1 protein-coding gene is annotated in these 1,595 nt (G+C 66.4%); it reads right to left on the minus strand.

The window, feature by feature from the left end; all coding sequences use genetic code 11:
- The coding region (locus MOV74_RS37695) for a condensation domain-containing protein (RefSeq protein WP_246932525.1) at positions 1-1,595 on the minus strand (1,595 nt) is incomplete at both ends.

A 1,595-nucleotide genomic window follows, 5' to 3' on the forward strand; every position in this document is an offset into this window, starting at 1 on the left:
CGATCCGCAAGCAAGGCCACCACGCTTTCGGCGCCGATGCCTTCGCGCGCCAGCCAGCGCGCGATTGCCTGGCTGCGGCGGGCCAGTTCGCGATAGCTCAGGGATGCGCGCCCGTCCGACACCGCAATCGCGTTCGGCGTCTTCTTGGCTTGCCGATCAAAGCGTCCGCTCAAATTGCCGCTTGTGGTGAAATTGGCCGGCACGCCCCGGCCTGTCGCCAGCAATTGCCGGCGTTCGGTCTCCGTCAGGAGCGGCAGGCGCGAGATGCGCTGCTCCGGATTGGCGATGACGGCCTTCAGCAGGGACTTGAACTGAGCCGCCATGGCCTCGATCGTCGCGGCGTCGAACAGATCGGTGGCGTATTCGAAGAAGCCGGTGAAGCGGCCGTCGGCCTCGACCAGCTCGAGCGTGATGTCGAAGCGTGCCACCTTGGGATCGACTTCCAGCCGCCGCATCGACAGGCCCGGGAAGCGTGCCGCCTCGATCGACGCGTTCTGGAGGATGAACATGATCCGGAACAGCGGATTGCCATCGCTCCGCCGGGCGATCTGCAGCGCGCGCAACACCTCCTCGATCGCAAGGTCCTGGTTGCGGTAGGCATCGAGCGTGACCTGCCGGACCCGCCGCAACATCTCGCCGAAGCTCGGGTCGCCGCCAAAATCGTTGCGCAGGATCAGCGTGTTGGCGAACAGCCCGATCAGGTGCTCGCTCTCGATCTGGTTGCGGTTGGCGATCAGCGATCCCGTTGCGACGTCCTCATGCGAGGAGTGGCGGAACAACAGGCATTGGAACGCGGCGAGCAGCGTCATGAAAGGCGTGACGCCCTGGTTCTGGCTCAACGCGCGCAGCTCGGCCGACAGCGTCCTGGAGAATTCGAGATAGTGGCGGGCGCCGTGACCGCTCCAGACCTCCGGCCTTGGCCGGTCGGTCCGCAGCGGCAGCGTGGTGACGCCCTCGAGCTGGGCTCGCCAGTAGTCGAGCTGGTCCTTGGCCGCCGGCGTCTGCGCCCAGCTCTGCTGCCAGAGCGCAAAGTCGCGATATTGGAAAGCCGGCAGAGGCTGTGCCGCCACGTTCTTCCCGTGTGCGGCGGCGTAGTGGGCGGCAAGCTCCTCCCAGAACAGGCGCTGCGACCAGCCGTCGGTGACGAGGTGATGGATGTTGACCACCAGCGCATGGCTCGTCTTGTCGAATGACAGCAGCGTGACCTTTAGCGGCGGCTCGCGCGCCAGGTCGAACGGATATTGCGCGAGCTTGAGCGTCTCGCGCCTGATCACTGCGGCCCGCTTGTCCGCAGCACAGGGTTTGAGCTTGGCGCGCTCGAACCGCGGCGGCGATTGCAGCACGAGCTGCGCCGGCTCGCCCTGACGTTCGACGACGACCGAGCGCAGCGTCTCGTGGCGCGCGCAGATCGTGGCAAGACTGGCCTGAAGCGCTGCGACGTCGATCAGGCCTTTGAGCATAGCGACTTCGACGACATTGTAATTGTAGCGCGTCGGATCGAGCCGCGAGAGCACGTACATGCGCTGCTGCTGGAACGAGAGCGGCGCCTCTGCGTCCGTCGCTCGCCGCCAGGCCGGCAGTGCCGCCTCGCGGCG

The organism is Bradyrhizobium sp. SHOUNA76, assembly GCF_023006445.1.
Taxonomy (GTDB): Bacteria; Pseudomonadota; Alphaproteobacteria; order Rhizobiales; family Xanthobacteraceae; genus Bradyrhizobium.